The 17,095-nt window shown below is 44.4% G+C and carries 16 protein-coding genes; 9 read left to right on the top strand and 7 right to left on the bottom strand.

Translation table 11 applies throughout. From position 1 onward, the window contains the following. The 5 genes from OH461_RS08910 to OH461_RS08890 all read right to left on the bottom strand — a co-directional run. On the bottom strand, positions 1-1,395 hold a 1,395-nt coding region (locus tag OH461_RS08910; RefSeq protein WP_270020279.1), incomplete at its 3' end, for a VWA domain-containing protein. Further along, complete coding sequence (locus tag OH461_RS08905; RefSeq protein ID WP_270020278.1) at positions 1,388-2,356, bottom strand: vWA domain-containing protein; 969 nt, start codon at positions 2,354-2,356, stop codon at positions 1,388-1,390. The genes OH461_RS08905 and OH461_RS08910, both read right to left, overlap by 8 nt. Before the next feature lie 2 nt (positions 2,357-2,358). After that, a complete protein-coding gene (locus OH461_RS08900) occupies positions 2,359-2,820 on the bottom strand; it encodes a DUF4381 domain-containing protein (RefSeq protein ID WP_270020277.1) in 462 nt (153 codons plus the stop codon). A gap of 4 nt (positions 2,821-2,824) precedes the next feature. After that, entirely contained in the window at positions 2,825-3,748 is a 924-nt protein-coding gene (locus OH461_RS08895; protein WP_270020276.1) for a DUF58 domain-containing protein, read from the bottom strand. Between the two features lie 2 nt (positions 3,749-3,750). Beyond that, positions 3,751-4,707, bottom strand: coding sequence for an AAA family ATPase (locus OH461_RS08890; RefSeq protein WP_270020275.1), 957 nt, complete (start codon positions 4,705-4,707; stop codon positions 3,751-3,753). Between the two features lie 346 nt (positions 4,708-5,053). Here OH461_RS08890 and OH461_RS08885 point away from each other — a divergent pair, with 346 nt between their 5' ends. From OH461_RS08885 to lhgO, 4 genes are all read left to right on the top strand, one after another. Continuing rightward, complete coding sequence (locus tag OH461_RS08885) at positions 5,054-6,970, top strand: methyl-accepting chemotaxis protein (RefSeq protein ID WP_270020274.1); 1,917 nt, start codon at positions 5,054-5,056, stop codon at positions 6,968-6,970. A 112-nt stretch (positions 6,971-7,082) separates the two neighbouring features. Beyond that, positions 7,083-7,283 carry a restriction endonuclease subunit S gene (locus OH461_RS08880; RefSeq protein ID WP_270020273.1) on the top strand — a complete coding sequence of 67 codons (201 nt, stop codon included), beginning with the start codon at positions 7,083-7,085 and terminating at the stop codon, positions 7,281-7,283. Between the two features lie 450 nt (positions 7,284-7,733). Beyond that, positions 7,734-7,955 (top strand): hypothetical protein, encoded by a 222-nt coding sequence (locus OH461_RS08875; RefSeq protein WP_270020272.1) that lies wholly within the window; start codon positions 7,734-7,736, stop codon positions 7,953-7,955. Positions 7,956-8,065: 110 nt separating this feature from the next. Next, a complete protein-coding gene (lhgO, locus tag OH461_RS08870; protein WP_270020271.1) occupies positions 8,066-9,280 on the top strand; it encodes an L-2-hydroxyglutarate oxidase in 1,215 nt (404 codons plus the stop codon). A gap of 12 nt (positions 9,281-9,292) precedes the next feature. Here lhgO and OH461_RS08865 read toward each other — a convergent pair whose 3' ends face one another. After that, on the bottom strand, positions 9,293-9,652 hold the full coding sequence (locus OH461_RS08865; protein ID WP_270020270.1) for a 2-oxoglutarate dehydrogenase: 360 nt from the start codon (positions 9,650-9,652) through the stop codon (positions 9,293-9,295). 241 nt (positions 9,653-9,893) lie between these two features. Here OH461_RS08865 and OH461_RS08860 point away from each other — a divergent pair, with 241 nt between their 5' ends. From OH461_RS08860 to OH461_RS08850, 3 genes are all read left to right on the top strand, one after another. Beyond that, positions 9,894-10,730 carry a DUF6279 family lipoprotein gene (locus OH461_RS08860; RefSeq protein WP_270020269.1) on the top strand — a complete coding sequence of 279 codons (837 nt, stop codon included), beginning with the start codon at positions 9,894-9,896 and terminating at the stop codon, positions 10,728-10,730. Between the two features lie 90 nt (positions 10,731-10,820). Continuing rightward, on the top strand, positions 10,821-11,588 hold the full coding sequence (locus tag OH461_RS08855) for a sulfite exporter TauE/SafE family protein (protein WP_270020268.1): 768 nt from the start codon (positions 10,821-10,823) through the stop codon (positions 11,586-11,588). Between the two features lie 193 nt (positions 11,589-11,781). Further along, a complete protein-coding gene (locus tag OH461_RS08850; RefSeq protein ID WP_270020267.1) occupies positions 11,782-11,982 on the top strand; it encodes a hypothetical protein in 201 nt (66 codons plus the stop codon). 35 nt (positions 11,983-12,017) lie between these two features. Here the strand turns inward: OH461_RS08850 and OH461_RS08845 are convergent, their stop codons facing one another. Further along, positions 12,018-12,350, bottom strand: coding sequence for a zinc ribbon domain-containing protein YjdM (locus OH461_RS08845; protein ID WP_270020266.1), 333 nt, complete (start codon positions 12,348-12,350; stop codon positions 12,018-12,020). 379 nt (positions 12,351-12,729) lie between these two features. Between OH461_RS08845 and OH461_RS08840 the strand changes: the two genes are divergently transcribed. Then, on the top strand, positions 12,730-14,886 hold the full coding sequence (locus tag OH461_RS08840) for a toxin-antitoxin system YwqK family antitoxin (protein ID WP_270020265.1): 2,157 nt from the start codon (positions 12,730-12,732) through the stop codon (positions 14,884-14,886). Beyond that, a complete protein-coding gene (locus tag OH461_RS08835) occupies positions 14,883-17,069 on the top strand; it encodes a hypothetical protein (RefSeq protein ID WP_270020264.1) in 2,187 nt (728 codons plus the stop codon). The genes OH461_RS08840 and OH461_RS08835 overlap by 4 nt, the downstream gene beginning before the upstream one ends. Positions 17,070-17,095: the final 26 nt, after the last annotated feature.

The following is a 17,095-nucleotide window of genomic DNA, read 5'->3' as shown; positions in this document are numbered from 1 at the left end:
TTGCTGTTGCTGTTGCTGTTGCTGTTGCTGTTGCTGTTGCTGTTGCTGTTGCTGTTGCTGTTGCAGCGCTTTCGCCGCTTTAGTTATCTCTAGGTTGTTCTTCGCAGAAGCATGATTAGGTTCGGCCTTTAGCAATTGCTCGTATAGCTTGATCGCTTCATCATACTGTTTATTTTGCGCATAAGCGTTGGCTAGATTGTATTGGGTATGAGGGGATTCAGTTTTACTCAGCGTATCAATAGCACCTTGATAATCTCCGGCTTGATATTGAGCTACGCCTTTCCATTCTGGGTTCTTAAATAGCTCAGCGGCTTGTGTGAACTCTTCGTTTTCATAGTGCTTTAACGCTTGCTGGTCTTGAGTTAGGAAAGGGTTAGCTTGCACTGGCTTAACTCCCATCAGTGGGAGAGCAATGATGACGCTAAATAGCATGCCTTTACGGAATATGAAAAGGCAAGGCAGTATCAACAATAGCACTAACCAATAACCGCTATTTACGTAGTTACTTACCGTCTCACCAGAGTCATTTTTCTTCGCGTTACTAACCTGATTAGTAAACTTAGCAAGAACCTCAACATCTTGGTTATCAAACTGGATTGCACTAAATAACCCATTATTTTTGCTAGCTAATGATCGCATATTGCTGAAATTGGTTTTTGCAATCACGGTTTGGCCCAGTGAATCTCGAAGTAACGTTCCATCTTCCAGTTGAATGGGGGCACCTGCCGCAGTGCCAATACCAAGGACACTTAAACGCCATGGAGCACCAGCTAGTAAATCGTTGATATCTCGTAATTCTTGACTATCAATGTCATCGCTAAATAAAACAATATCTCCCTCATCCATACCCGCATTGGTCAGCATATTGATGGCTTCTTGTACGCCAAGCGCGGCGTTAGCACCAACGATGGGCATGATGTCTGGTGATAGATTTGGTACTAAAGAAACTAATGTTTTGCTATCGCTGGTCAAAGGGCTTATTACGTACCCGTCCGCAGCGTATGCGACAAGCCCAGTATCGCCTTCTTTCCACAAGTTAAGTAAATCGATGGCTTTATAGCGTGATTGAGATAAACGGTTTGGCTTGACGTCAGTGGCATACATTGATCTCGACATGTCCATGACCAATACACGGGCCGCTGAATGACTAAAGCTAGGGCGTTCATTCTTTGAAAAGCTTGGGCCAGAGAGCGCGATGATTGCCACAATTCCCATTGTCGCAAAAACGTAGCGTACAAGATAAGTGTGCTGTTCTACTGCGATGCCCATAAGTTTAGCGATGTGGGGCGCAATCAGGGTTTGAGTGCGCTTACGATTGCCTATCCAAATAAACAGAGCAATCCATGGAATGAGTGCCCAAAGCCACATTGGATGAAGGAGTGCAAATTCAAACATGATTTCTCCTAAGCATGACGAGTAAAAAGCCTGCAATGAAAGCTAGAGAAAGAGGATAGTGGAACCATTCTTGTTGTGGTCGCCATGTTTGAGTCGCTTGACTAATGGGTTCTAACTTATTGATGGTTTGATAAATGTCAGCAAGATCTTGACTGTTGCGTGCTCGGAAGTATTGACCGCCAGTGAGTTCAGCAATTTTGGTCAGCGTGGCTTCATCAAGATCTTTAGCCGTATTGACGGTACGAGTGATAAAGAACTTGCTCACTTCCATTTCACCAGCGCCAATACCGACCGTATAAATAGTGGTGTTGAGTTTTTTAGCGATATTCGCAGCTTGAATAGGATCCAATACACCTGCTGTGTTGCTGCCATCACTTAGCAATATCATCACTCGTTGTGGCGCTTCACTGTCTACAAAGGTCTTAGTCGCTAAGCCAATGCCTTCACCGATTGCTGTACGAGCCCCAATCATATTCAACACAGTTCGTTTAAGCTGATCTTTAACTGTGTGGCGGTCTAGGGTTAACGGGGTTTGTAAGTACGCGTGATCGGCAAACAGTACCAATCCGACTCGGTCGCCCTCACGTTCATCAATAAAGTTACTCACAACGTGTTTTACTGAAGTAAGGCGGTCAATGTATTCGTCTTGATACAACATGTCTTCTTTAGCCATCGAGCCTGAGAGATCGACAACTAACATCATATCGCGGTGTTTAGGGTGAGCAGTCACCGGTTCTCCGTACCAAACTGGTCGTGCGGCGGCTGCAACAATTCCTATCCACATCAGCGTTGCTAGTACCTTCGCTAACAAGTTATTAGGCGCAGTCTGAACTGCACCTTTTGGCAAATATGGTAAATATATCGGCGATTGCTGTTTCACCGATGGAGCTAACCAATAGACAAGAAGTGGAAGAGGTAGCAGTAGCAACATCCACCACCAAACGAGCTCAAAATTGCCCAATGTTATTTTCTCCTTCTCTTAGGCGGAAGCGCTTGTTCTACCCATTGATAACAGTGTTGTACGAGCTCGTCAGAATTCTCGATAGGTTGTTTACTGTAGAGTACTTGTTGCCAGGTTTCGAAATTGTTTTCAAACATGGCGCCATCGGCTTGTTGATCTAAAAACGCATACCAATCTCGCCCAGTTAATTGAGCGATTTGCTCTCTAGGGAAATAGCAAAGAGCAGCTTGACGCACTAGCTCGATAGCCGCCGCAGGAGATTCTCGTTGAATTAGAGCGAGGGCGGTTTTCTTTGGCGCGAGTCGCTTTTTGTTCCAGCGAAGGTAATAAAGAAAGCTTAAACTGACGACGAAAATTGCAGCAATAGTTGCCCACCATCCCCAAGCGAGAGGCAACCATGATGGAGCGTCGGGTAATTGCATAGCATCAAGCGGTAATAAAGAATTATTGGTCGAACTGGTCATACACTTATCCAGAAATTTGTTGTAATAATTGTTGGGAAGAGGACAAGGTGCTATAGCTGATGCCCATTTGAAGGGCTAGGTTTTGCAATCCTTGCTGTTTTTTATCAAATACGTTTTCTATTTCTTGCCGGGTTTTACGTGAAGAGAAATCCAGCCATTGATTTTGCTGATGGTCAGAGACTTGCTCAACGCCACGATAATGGGTGTTTCCCGTTTCTAGTGGGTCTGAAATATGAACAAATCGCACTCGATTGTGTTGTCTGATGCGCGATAGTAAAGGCTTATGATTTTCGTTTAAGCGTATAAAGTCGCTAATAAAAATGACCTCACTTCCTTTCGGACATAGCCTGTTTACAGTGTGGAGCGCTTTGCTCATAGACTCATCATCGGCATCAATAGGCGATTTGAGCTGCTGAGAGTGGGTATCAATCAGTTTTTGCATGATGCCTAACGGCCCACGTCTTTGGCTGGTAGGTTTCACCTCAATAAGCTGATGACCCGTATCAATGATGGCCCCTACGCGATCCTTTTGAGCAACAGATAGCCAACTTATTAGGCTTGCCATATGAGCCATTAGTACTGATTTAAGCATTAAGGTCGAGCCAAAAATCATACTGCTCGTCAAGTCTAGATACAGTATGACGGGTTTCTCGCGCTCTTCGGTAAATAGCTTGGTATGAGGTCGGCCGGTTCTGGCAGTTACACGCCAATCGATGGCGCGAACATCATCACCGGGTTGATACTGACGTACTTCTGCGAAGTCCATACCGCGACCTAACTGACGGCTTTGATGTTGTCCAAGCATCTGTGACCAGAGGCTTTTCGCAGGAGGCAGCCACTTAACACTATGTTGCTGGTAATACAGCAATTCATCGAGATTTAGCGTTACGCCGTCACTATGGGGAGGAAGAGCATTATTGCTGTTCACGGTTACGCACTTCCCACTAAAGAGAGCAATTTGTCGATAACTTGATTCGCTGAAATGCCTTCAGCTTGAGCTTGGTAGCTAAGCAGAATACGGTGGCGAAGAACAGGGTAAGCCATCGCTTGAACGTCTTCAGGTGAAACGAAGTCACGGCCTGCAAGCCAAGCGTGAGCTCGTGCGCAGCGGTCAAGTGCAATCGTAGCACGTGGACTTACGCCCATTTCAATCCAATCGGCTAATTGGCCGTCGTAATCAACAGGGTTACGTGTCGCCATGATTAAGCGGATAATGTATTGTTCGACACCGTCTGCCATGTGGGTGTTGAGTACTTCATGACGCGCTTTGAAGATATCCGCTTGGCTAAGTGTTGGTGGCGTAACTTGATGGTCACCTTTGGCTTCTCCGCGGTTCAAGCGCAGTATTTCAAGCTCGCTCTCTGCATCTGGGTAATCAACTGCTAAGTGAATTAAAAAGCGATCTAGCTGCGCCTCTGGTAGAGGGTAAGTACCTTCCTGTTCGATTGGGTTCTGGGTCGCCATGACCAAAAACAATTCAGGTAAAGGGTAGGTATTACGACCTGCGGTGATCTGCTTTTCAGCCATAGCTTCAAGCATTGCAGCTTGGACTTTAGCAGGAGCACGGTTGATTTCGTCCGCAAGCACTAAAGAGTTAAAGATTGGTCCCGCTTGGAAAGTGAATTCCCCAGTTTCTGGGCGGAAAATATCAGTACCGGTTAAGTCGGCAGGAAGTAAATCAGGCGTAAACTGAATGCGGTGGAAGTTACCTTCAATGCAATCAGCTAGGGATTTTACCGCGCGGGTTTTCGCTAGCCCGGGAGGGCCTTCAACTAAAATATGTCCATCTGCCAATAGAGCGACCAACAGTTGTTTGACGAGTTCTTGTTGCCCGATAACTTGATTGTTTAAATATTCTCTCAGTTGGGCAAGCGCTTGTGATGTCATTAGTGTATATTCTCCTCGTTTTTCACTTAGTCAGCGGATTAAGTGAAAAGTTTTCCTTGTGGATCTCGATTGGCTATTTTTTATGCTACTACGCTTATAAAAAATATATGGGGATCATTGGCATAAGAAACAAGGTTAATTAGATGGCACTTATCTATATTTATGCAACGCAAACTTAGATTTCTGTAAAGTTTGTACGGTATGTGGCGATATAGAAGATGGTGACATCGATAGTTATGCGCAAGGCGCAAACCATTGATGCTTCCTTGAGCTGTTTTTAACCGCAAAAGGTTAATATGCCCTAGTATAATACTCTATAAAAATCAAAACTTTAAAGAAATTCTACATGATAAATTTCAATAATATCAGCATTAAACAGAAAGTGGTTGCCGGAATTACGCTTGCGGTACTTGCTTCGACTATCATTGTGGGCGTCATGGCCCAACGTCAGGCTAGAGAGGTTCTAGAACACCGCTTAGTCGATATTGAACTGCCATCTATGCTAAACCAAATCTCAACCGAGATTGATAACGAAGTACGCCAACTTTTAGAGGCAGCCAAACAACTAGCGACCAACGAGTTTGTTAAAGCTGCGATTCATAACGACGTGGTAACTGCCTCGGATGAAGCGTTAGTGGTTAAGCAGCTCAACAACGTGCGCAACCAGTACAAGCTGAATGATGCATCTGTTGCCAACCGTAATAATGCGAATTACTGGAACCAAAATGGCTTCTTACGCCAACTTAATCACCAGCAAGATGGCTGGTTCTTTGGTTTTACTCAGTCAGGCGCTCCAACTTCTGTCAGCATTTTCCAAGAAGCCAATGGCGATGTAAAAATGTTCGCTAACTACCAAGAGCTTAATGGCCTTGGCATGTCGGGCTTGTCAAAGTCGATGGACGATATGGTTAGCCTGTTAAATGGCTTTAAGATTGAGAAAACGGGTTTTGTATTCCTAGCCAATGCTGAAGGTGACGTACAAATCCACCGCCAAGCAGACAAGGCCAAATCGAACTTAAGTCAGTTGTATGGCGCGAAGTCTCGCGAACTACTGAACAAAAACAGCTTTAACCTGATTCAAACAGATTACCAAGGTCAACAAGTGTTTATTGGTTCTACGTATGTTGAGTCAATGGACTGGTTTGCTATTGGTGTTGTGCCCGTAGATGAAGTCTTTGCTGATTTGAATGACGTTGCGCGTAAGATGCTATTCACAACGTTAATTGTTGCGGCGGTATTCATCTTTATGGGAATTTTGCTAGCGAACAGCATTACTCAGCCGATTAAGGCTATCGCAAAGCGCTTTACCGACCTAGGTAAAGGTGATGGTGACTTGTCACAGCGTATCGAAGTGAAAGGTAATGACGAGATCGCGCAGCTTTCGTCAGGCTTTAATGGCTTTATTGAAAAGATTCACGTATCAATGCGTGAAGTAGCAGAAACCTCGAGTGCGCTTCAATCTGCAGCAGATGGCGTGTCGGGTAAAGCCAACCAGACTCATGACAACAGTCAGTTACAACGCGATCAGACGATCCAAGTCGTAACTGCGATCAACCAGATGGGCGCAACCATCAGTGAGATTGCTTCAAATGCAGCAACAGCGGCTGAAACCGCGAATCAAGCATCTGGCAACACGCAAGAAGGTCAGCATGTTGTTGGACAAGCAAAAGATGCCATTAGTCGTCTAGCGTCTGATATTGAAAGCACAGGTCAAGTTGTTGGTCAGCTTGCGACCACCACTCAAGAGATTGGCTCTATTCTTGATGTTATCCGTGATATCTCAGAGCAAACTAACTTGCTAGCTTTGAACGCTGCAATTGAAGCGGCGCGTGCGGGTGAGCAAGGCCGTGGCTTTGCTGTGGTTGCCGATGAAGTACGTAATCTGGCTAGTCGTACGGCTGTTTCTACTGAAGAAATTCAGAAAATGATTAACCAACTGCAAAGCGATGCTCGTGATGCTGTTACGGCGATGACTGCTGGTCAATCAGTAACTCAAGAAGGGGTAACCGCTTCGGATGAAGCAGTAGAGGTATTAGTAAGTATTTCTGAGCGTATTCACGATATTTCGGACCGTAACACTCAGGTGGCAACAGCGACGGAAGAGCAGTCGACCGTGGTTCATACCATCAACCAAAATATCGAAGAGATTAATGCTATTAACGAAATGACGACCAGCACAGCAGAAGAGCTTGCTGCGGCAAGTAGTGAACTGAAAGAGCTATCACTTCGTCTTGATCGCATGGTTGGCAGCTTCAAGTTGTAGTCGGTTGGATAACTCTGACATCAATTTGGTTTTCAGATTGTCTGAAACCTAGAATAACAAGGGCTAAGTAGGTAAACTTAGCCCTAATTGTTTTTAATAGGTAAGAAAAATCATGAGTGATTTTGCAAAAGAACTTGAGGCGATGACTCAAGAGATGGGCGATGAGCCTGAAATTAAACTGCCTTCAATTGAAGAGCAAAAAGCGATCGCTGCAGAACTTAAAAAGCTAGAAGCGGAAGGTAAGCTGACTCCTGAAGTATTGGAGCAGCACTTCGGTAAGTTCTACGCAAAGAACGATCGCCCAGTACACTAATCGCTTAGTATAATTGAAGCGAGCTGTTGCTCAATTAGAGAACCCGTATTAGCTAAAAGCCGGTCAAACTGCTGTTTGATCGGCTTTTTTGTGCTTAGTTTTCAGAGTGTGAAGCAAGATCGCTTTATATTGCAATCACTTAGGTAACAGGGATGTATTATTTGAACGATTATTACAAAGTTACAATTGTGGGCTTTTGGTCCATCAACATTTCTGTTTGTTTGCGCTAATCAATGCCATAAAAGGAAATTCAACTAAGTTTATATTTAACAATAAGTTATATTGATTCTATAGTGAGTGGCAAATTGCTTAGTAATTTAGGTACGATTGGGCTGTATTTAAATTACGTAAAATCATTACAAAAGCAGGGGGTTATGCGACCAAGGACGCTTTATTCCTGAATAAAATTCCAGTAAAGTGCCCGCGTTTTTATGCAACAGGGTTCGTTAAATGGATTTGTATGAAGTTGAGAAGTTACTTCATTCTCAAGGTGTTGATTTAAAAGATGTCGAGATTCGTCCTGCGTTAGTTATCAACGATAAAGTGGCATTACTGGGTAAACAAGGAAGAAACCCTATGTCCTTTGTGCGAGATATAAAAGTTGAGCTAGAGAAAGAGCAAATACAACAACGTCTGTTAAAACAAGGATTAATTAAAGTCACGAAACGTTAGTGAGTGGCTAGTGTGTTAATAACTTTTGTCGCTCTTCGTGCGTTTGCTGCCGGAATTACTTGTACAACATGAGTAAGATGCCAATATGGCAACGTGTTGATAGAGAAAGTATGTACGATTATATAATCGTGGGTGGGGGCATTGTTGGGGCTTCCACTGCATGGCAGCTAAAACAGAGATTACCTGAAAAGCGAATATTGCTGGTCGAGAAAGAAGCGCAATTTGCGCAGCATCAGACTGGGCATAACAGCGGTGTCATTCACGCGGGTGTTTACTACCCACCAGGCTCGCTTAAAGCGGATTTTTGCAAACGCGGTGCAAAGGCCACCAAAGCTTTTTGCCTTGAACATAACATTCCCGTTGAGCGATGCGGAAAATTGATTGTCGCGACTGACGAGTTAGAACAAGAACGTATGTCAGCTCTGTACGACCGCTGTGTTGAAAATGGTATAGAAGTGGATCTGCTTGACCACTTACAGCTAAAACTCGCAGAACCTAACATAGTCGGGGTTGGGGCAATTTATGTTAAGCAGACAGCCATCGTAGACTATCAGCAAGTGACGAAGGCTATGGTGGATGAGTTCAAAGCATTAGGCGGTGAAACTAGCCTGCGTACTGAGGTGATAGCCATCAATGAGTTGCCAGAAGAAGTTCAGCTAACTTGCCTCTCAGATGGTCAGACTATGCAACTCAATAGCCAACATTTGATTACTTGTACAGGCCTAATGGCCGATAGAGTAAGCCGTATGCTCGGCATTGAGACCGACTTTCAGATCATCCCTTATAGAGGTGAGTACTTTCGCCTTGATGCCCGCCACAATCAGATTGTAAATCACCTTATTTATCCAGTGCCTGATCCTAATTTGCCTTTTTTGGGTGTGCACTTAACGCGCATGATTGATGGCAGTGTAACCGTAGGGCCAAATGCAGTGCAAGGATGGAAGCGAGAGGGTTATGGCCGCTGGAATATGAGTATTAAAGACACTTGGCAAATGCTTCGTTTCAGTGGTTTTTGGAAAGTAACGAGAACGCACCTACAAACGGGTTTTAAAGAGTGGCTCAACTCTTGGTGGAAGCCGGGCTATCTTCGTCGCGTTAATCTATATTGCCCTTCCATAGAATTGGCGGACTTACAACCGTACCCTGCTGGTATTCGCGCCCAAGCCGTGACTAAAGATGGTCAGTTGGTGCATGACTTTTTGTTCAGTGAGAGCGAGAGAAGTCTTAATGTATGTAATGCGCCAAGCCCTGCTGCGACGTCAGCCATTCCTATCGGTGAGTATATTTGCGACAAGATTGAGCGCAAGTTCTCAGGTAAAGACTGACGTCAGTGCATTCTAGTGACAAAGAGGGCCTTGTTTTGCCACGCTGTCGATCATGTAGTCGTTGCGTAGGTTTCGGTGCACTATGCCATTCCAAACTTGGCCATTCGTCAGCTCGATTTCAATGGCGTAGTTTGTCCCATTCACAATTTGACGACGCACTTGGTTAATTTGTTTCAGCTCTGAGTCTGTTTCTATGCGTAACATGAGCGTTTCCACGGCTTGGTCAACTTCAGGCGAGATGTCGACCGCTTGCCAGCTGCCGGGCATGGCTTTAGATTGGCAAATTGGGGATGTATTTTGTTTCGGCGCGTCTGACTGAGCGCAGCCTGCTAGAGCGAGAGTTATTGATATCGCAATGATCATCATCTTCATGATGGCTTCCTTACAAAGAGTAACGCATTCTAAAAGTATGGTGTATTTGGGATGTTTATCTTCTCACTGATAAACCACGCCATTTTACTTCGCTAGTTTGAGCTAAGTGTTTGGTCAACGTCAGATTTGATCGCTGACTTATCCAGATTAGTATAATACTAAAGGTTTAGTCTCGTTCTTTACGAACTATCTTTATGGGCAATGCTCTAATTATTTAGGCTCTGACTAACAAGGAGAGGGCATGACAAGACGTTTGTTAATACTGATGCTAAGTTTAGTTCTGTTCGGGTGTGGCTCTCGTTTTGTGTACGACAATCTTGATTGGTTTGTGTTGCAGTACATCGACGAGTTTGTCGAGTTGAACGACCAACAAGAGCAGCTTATAAAGTCGAGCCTAAACGATTCTATTGAGTGGCATCGCGGGAAAGAAGTGCCGCAATATCTCGCTCAATTAAAGACTATTCAACTATCAGACCCTCGCAACGTGACGGACCAATTTTTGTTGTCACAAGAGCGGCAATTACGCGAGCATTCGACTCGGCTACTCGATAAGTTTTATCCTGCAATCGTTCAGCTAGTGGCAAAGTTGAATGATGAGCAGGCTGAACAATTGATGGATGCGATTCGAGTAAAGCACATCAAAGTAAAAAGCAAGTATGGCAGCCTTGATGAACAAGAGATTCGCGATTTGTACCAACAGCGAATTGAAGAGAATTTGACTGACTGGATAGGTCGGTTGAACACCAATCAAAAGCAACTTATTGAACAATGGGTTGCGGAACTCCAAGTAACCACGCCATTGTGGCTAAACTATCAAACCAATTTAAGAATCGAACTAAAAACGATACTTGCCCAGCGAACTAGCTCTGAAAAGCTTGAACAAGGATTGCACGCCTTATTGTATAACCCTGAACAATATTATGGTGAGCCGTTGGCTAGTGCGGTAAAACACAATAAGCAGGTCGGTAGAAAGTACATGATCTTAATGGGGCGGAGTATGTCCGAAAAACAAATTGAACATTGGCGAGATGAGTTACAAGACTGGATTGATATAGCGACAGATGTTGAAAAGCCCTAGTTTATTTGTGTGCAGCTAAAGTTGTATATCATCAGTGCTAAACCTTAGTAATAATAGTGATAGGTTATGGTCAATAAATAGAGGTGTTCAGTGGATTGGGTAGTTCTATTTTGTGCAGGTTTGCTAGGGGGAGTTCTCAATAGCGTTGCTGGAGGCGGCAGTTTTATTACCTTCCCAGCTTTATTGTGGTTCGGTTTAGCGCCCATAGTTGCCAATGCGACCAACACCTTTGCCGCTTGCGCCGGTTATATTAGCGGAGCGTGGGGGTTTAGACGAGATATCGCCAGTCAACCTAATAAAGTGTGGTCAATCGTAATCTTTAGTTTGTTTGGCGGCGCGTTAGGGGCGTGGTTATTGCTCAATACCTCAGAAGATTTGTTTGTTGCAGCCATACCGTGGCTACTGTTGTTTGCGACGTTACTTTTTTTGCTTGGCGAGAAAGTGCGTCATTTTGCTGATGTGCTCGCTTGTTCGTCCGTGAAATCAAAGAGACTTGCATCACTGGGATTGGTGCTCTGTTTGGTATCGGTTAGTGCTTACGGCGGCTTCTTTAATGCTGGCTTAGGTGTGATTGTTTTGAGTTACCTTGTTATCGCCGGCTTTAATGACATCCATCAAATGAATGGTCTAAAGTTGCTTATCTCAACCTGTGTATCACAGAGTGCGATTGTTTTGTTTTTGTGGCAGGGGGCAATCCATTGGCAAACTGGAAGTATTGTTCTTCTTGGCACATTAACAGGAGGCTATTTAGCCGCAACGATATCACGTCGTTTATCTCAACGAGCGGTTAAGAGGTTTGTCGCGATTTCAAGCCTTTGTATGACAGGCTACTTCTTCGTCGATGTTTATATGGTTTAGCAACATCACCGGGTAAACTGTCACCAAAGTAACACAAGCTGTTATGCTCACAGATTTATAATATTTGATTTTGTTTTAGCTGCTTTTTTGACCGGTAAAGCGCACAATAAATGCGTGGCAGAGATGAACTTGAGCCGGTTAATCGCATCGTCCACTGCCATGTGTGTTCGTACTTTTCTATTAAGGGGGAGTTATGGATAGAAAACTTGGTCAAGTGATGACACAAAGCCGAATGATTACTTTTATAGCGTTTCTAGCGGCGATATTTTCTTGGGCTTTGAATATGCGGGCTTTGCTATTCGTGTCGGTAGTTGCGTTGGTTGTCGCGATAGTTGTGTTTGTTAAACACAAACTGCATATCGGGCATCATCACAACAAAGAAAAGAGCGCCTAATTAGGCGCTCATTAATGAAAGATGAGATGTTTTCGTTACGCCTTCTTGACGAACTGAGCCGTTACCATCATTTCCCCAGCACCATCAACCTTGCAATCTAACTGATGGTCTTTCCCTTCGACAATACGTCTGATAATGGCTTTAGTACCAATCTTCAATACCAAAGAGCTGCCTTTTACTTTGAGATCTTTCGCTAGAGTGACTTTATCACCTTCCGAAAGCAGAGTGCCGTTGGCGTCTTTTACCGTAATGGCGGCTTCATCCGGCTCACTTGGGTTCCATTCGTGAGCGCATTCAGGACACACAAGATGCGCTTGATCTTGATAAACATATTCAGAGTGGCAACTTGGGCAAGGGGGGAATGACATAGCGTATTACTTCAATTGTGTTGTTTTGACCTTATGTTAAAGGCTTCGGGCTGCAATGGCGAATCAAATTGCACAGTTTATGCAGGTTGATTGGTTTTGGCTTCACGACAACTAAGTTCGAATCTTTAGCAAGAAAGACGCTTTAGTTTTGGCGTTTGATTATGAGGAGCAAAAAAGCGCCACCAAACTGAGTAATGGCTTTACATATTTCCTTAGATCTGAAACGTGATCACATATATGAATAGATTCATATTCTTATCGGTAAATAACAGTTTCATAGTTGTCCGCTCGGTTGCATAATCCCTCACTTTCAATCAACGTCAAAGACTCTATTTGGTTCAAGCTGAGGATATAACGTCAGCTCCGACAGGTAACAACTATGATTAACAAATTCACGCTTTCGGCACTCGCTTTAGCGGTGGCATTACCGCTAAGTGCGGGACAGGGTTCAATTTCCTACTTAGATAGCAACCTTGACCCGGCCACTAAGTCCGAGGCTTTGTATCAACACAGCCCTTTTAATGAAAATGAGCAGGGCGTGGTTGTTATCAATATCTACTACAAAGGCAGCGATCAAATTTACCTCGCTACACAAGGTTTTCGAGATGAGAGCGGTGCGTTAATTTATAATGGTAGCTTCGAGTATTTTACCCCTGAAGGCAGTGTTCTAGAGAAAGGTCAGTTCAAAAATAACCAGCGCGACGGCTTAATCATTAAGTCGGGTGATTACCAAGGGGTTGAATACCATACTACCTACGCGAATGGACTGATTGTTGATAAGCAAGAGTTTTACAACGGTGAGCTAGCGCGACGTGAAACTTACGAATATGACCCAAACAACAGCAAAAACTATGTGTGGCGCTGCTATTTGGGTGAAGAAACAACGTGTGTGAACCGCTTTGTAAATGGTTTACAGGAAGGCTTGCAAGAATCGTACGATGAGCGAACCAAGCGCCGACAAGAGTTACATTACCTCGCAGGCAAGATGCACGGCCTACAAAAGGTGTTCGTTGAGGGAGTGCTGTTAGTGACCGAAAACTACCAGCATGGTGAGCGACATGGCATCAGTAAAAGTTACCAAGAAGATGGAACGGTAGTCGCTGAGCGAAACTATCGCCATGACGTGCAGTTTGGTGAGACGATCATTTATTTTGCTGATGGCGGGATTAAGAAAAAAGTGATGTATGGAGAGGAAGGCGAGCCCATTTCCCATGATAGCTACAACCAAGATGGCACATTGCGTGAGACCATGCGTAGTGACGAAAAGCTAAATCAAACGTTAACTCGATTTGGCAATAACGGCGAAGTTGTCTTGGTAAAACATCAGCCCCGATTAGACAGTGACTGGAGTGAAAAACTGACGTTTGGTGAAGGCGGCTACTTGTATGAACGTTATCGCGCAGTGAAATCTACCGAGCAACGCCATGTAAAAGTATATCACCGTAATGGTGTGGTTAAGCGAGAGTACACCATCGCGGCTAACAGAGATAAGCATGATCGACAATGGGACTCAGATGGCATTTTAACCAGTGAGCTATTCGAGCCAGGCGACAGAGCACAATGGGTTAAAAGCTACAGCTATTACGACAATGGCGCGATTGAACGAGAGTCATTGGATTTACGAGAAGGACGCGTTGCGATTCGACACCGCTATAACAAAGAAGGTGTCCTTATCGCCAGAGAAGAACGAGTTGGGTTCGACAAACAAGGTGAGCAAATTACGTTGAGTGCTTCAGGCAATTACATTGATTTTACTCATTACCAGAACAACCAACCACACGGCTCATATAAACGGCGCAGTTTTGACGGCGAGTTTCTTGCCGCAGGCCAATACATAGAGGGTAATAAGAGTGGAGTGTGGCAGCAAATTGGCTTTGAAGATTTGCCTATCCCTGACGTGTTCCACTCGCGAACCAGTTATCCGATAGCGGAGCATGGCCAAGGCAGCCGATTGATCAGTGAATACAGAGATGGCCAGTTACATGGTAAATACCGTTTTAGCGACCATACTGGCGAAGTTCTGATTGATGGCTTGTTACAACAAGGTAAGCCTGTGGGCGATTGGTTAATTAAACGTAGCGCTAACGGTGAAGTACTAATGAAAAATCACTATGAAAACGGTCAGCCTAATGGCGATTGGGTTGATACTGATTTTCGTCATAGTGTGACCATGAAAGGCCGCTACCAACAAGGACTAAGAGTCGGGGAGTGGAAAGCGCGCGATGAGCAAGGACGAGTCCTCATTCAAGGCGAATTTAAAAACGGTCTTGCTGAAGGTGAATGGAAAACCTTCTCTTCTGATGAGCGCCTGCTGTGCAGCATGAATTATCAAAAAGGACAGCCAGAAGGCGAGTGGAAGCATTACAACCACAAAGGTGAAGTCACATGGGAGAGAACGTTGTCACCGGGTGAAATCTCAATTGAAACTAACCATGAAAACAGCATTGGCTATCGTTGGAACCGTGAAAACCAAGTGGGTATCCCTAGCGACTGTTACATCAATATCGAAAATTACTTCACGGTGGAATACAAATGAAAACGGCCACTTACAATAAAACCATCCTCGCGACGAAATGGTTCAAAGTTGGATCATTATCTAGTCTAGCGCTTCTTTTGGGTTGTTCTGAACCTAAACCGCTAGAGCTTCAAGCACAAGCGGGAAAAACCGTTAACTATTACGCTCAAGTTGAAGTTGAATTTGATTCATTCTCTCCTTATCAAGAAGAGCTACCTGTTGGCGACGCAAGTTTTCATACACCCATTTCTATCACCGTAAAAAATAACAATCAATCGGAGTCGACCCTAGTTGTCAAAGCTCATGAAACTGAATTTACCCGTTTAGATTTTCGTCAGTATGATGCAATTAATGAGCTGATTGAGGGGGGAATAGCGGTAACCCGAACAGGCGATACAGATTTAGCTTATGAGTTCAGTGAGGAGCAAAAAGCATTAGCGAATAATGAGGAGTTGTTTGCCGATTTTACCTCTTTGGCGACCCTGAGTGACTCTGCCGCACTGCATTCACTCGCTGTTTTCCCGCCTAAACTGCTTAAACAAGTAGGGGCTCAAACCAGCAAGACATACTCGAATGGCTTCGTCGCCAATTACTCAGTGACTTTAGCCAGTGAGCACCGAGTACGCGTTGAAATGAGCGGGAGCTTGCCACAAGCGAAAGCCCCACAAGAAATGACAGAGGAAGAGCGTTACCTTGAAGAGACTAAGGTTAAAGAGTCGATTCAGGGTTGGGCTGATTATCATCCTGAGACCGGTCAACTGATTCAGTTAAAAGCGGTAGTTAGTCTGCCTATTGGCGAACAAAGTAGTATCAAAGCGATGTTATTGGTGTCTGACAACCCTTTGATGCAGCCAGTTGAAGAGATTGATTCATATGCTTATCGCCACGGGCTAACAGATAAGCAGCACCGCCTGATGGTAGAACAGTTATCGACGAAAGCGCGTATTGCGAACACGCCGACAGTATTTTTATCAGAAGAGAATCAGCAACCGGAAGCGTTGCAAATTTCTGCTGTTCAGCAAGGTGATGCGAAGCCGATTTTGAAAAACTATGCTCTACTTGATTTAAATGGTCAGCCGATGGACAAGCAGTTCTTGGTCTACCATTATGCGTCACATGGCACGTACGGAGACCAATATCCAGACGATAGCACTGAACACAAGTTTAGCGGGATGATCTCTTCAGTTGCGCAAAGACCTGCCTATATCGAGGTCAATTATGTTCCTGAGAACTATGTTCAACATTCAGAGTCATTACCGATAAAAGAAGGAAAGGTTTCGTTTACCCACCCGCAATTTACTCTTGAAGGAAGCCAGATGGCACGGGAGCGCGGTTGGGAGTTTACCCTTACGGAGCATAAGAACGCGGATATTGGGTTCTATTCGCTGTTCGATAAAAGCAATGACATGCACGTATATAACTTAGACATGTTGTTTGATGAATCTCAAGGCTGGCAATACCCTGAAGGTTGGAATATTGCACGAGCAGACAAGAATACCTATCAAATACAAGTCAGCTACGATGAAGTGCCAAGTGGTCATATTGCATTTTCATGGTATGAAAAGCCTAAACAGCAAAGTGCTAAGATTCCATTTTGGTTCGCAGTGGAGAGCCTAAAAGAGCAGGCGCCAACGCATGACTTCTTTAATAACCGAGCAGTAACGGAACAGTACGAGAAACCGGTTATCGAGATTTTAAATCATCAATTGGTGGTCAACATGCCTCACTATATGGTGGCCTTGTGTGAAATGGATAACCCACCAGAAGGGGATTATCGTGGTACTGCTTATCAATGGCGCGAGAAAGCCAGTCGTCGTTTAGATAAACCATATCAATACTTCCTTTCTGCGTTTAACCAGTCGGTGTGGCATTTTTATGATGCTCATGTCGATGCGAAGTTGATGTGTAGTGAAGCGAGTTTATCTGAACTCGAAAAAGAAACGGATTACCGTCAACCTAAGCCTTGGATGATTGAGCTTACTGGCAAATATAGCCATTTTACATGGCAACAAGTGATGAAAGAGCTTCAGGCATACAACGAGAAAGGTGAAGTTATTCAGTGGGTAACGCCGAGCGATCAGGCGGATTACTCCGTCCCTTACGTCAAAGCTTGGGGCAACATTGCGAGTGTAAAACTGATTCAGCGTCGAGAGCCTAAAGTGGAATTTGAGCAATCAATACAATTTGGCTCAATGCCAGACTAAAATGCGAACCAACCCAATCGCGAACA

Origin of the sequence: Vibrio sp. LaRot3 (assembly GCF_027587025.1) — a bacterium.
Lineage (GTDB): Bacteria > Pseudomonadota > Gammaproteobacteria > Enterobacterales > Vibrionaceae > Vibrio.
Note: the sequence above shows the minus strand (reverse complement) of the source record. Positions and strands in the feature narration are given on the sequence as shown.